A 242-nucleotide genomic window follows, 5' to 3' on the forward strand; every position below is an offset into this window, starting at 1 on the left:
GTCGACGTTGATCAGGCCCGGACGGACGATCAGGTCGGCGATGCCCTGCACGGCGCCCAGCAGCACGTCGTTGGCGGCACGGAACGCCTGGATCATCGTGGCGTTGCGGCCGAGTACGGTGATCAGCTTCTCGTTCGGGATCGTGATCAGCGAGTCGCAATGCGCCGACATCTCTTCGATGCCCTTGAGCGCGACCTGCATGCGGCGACGGCCTTCGAACGGGAACGGCTTGGTGACCACGG

Annotated in this window: 1 pseudogene; it reads right to left on the reverse strand. The window is 65.3% G+C overall.

Annotated features, from left to right (window positions below):
* Positions 1-242: pseudogene (locus tag SB719_RS22210) on the reverse strand (cell division protein FtsZ); the annotation flags it as partial.

This window comes from Pantoea sp. SIMBA_079 (assembly GCF_046940275.1).
Taxonomy (GTDB): Bacteria; Pseudomonadota; Gammaproteobacteria; order Enterobacterales; family Enterobacteriaceae; genus Pantoea; species Pantoea borealis.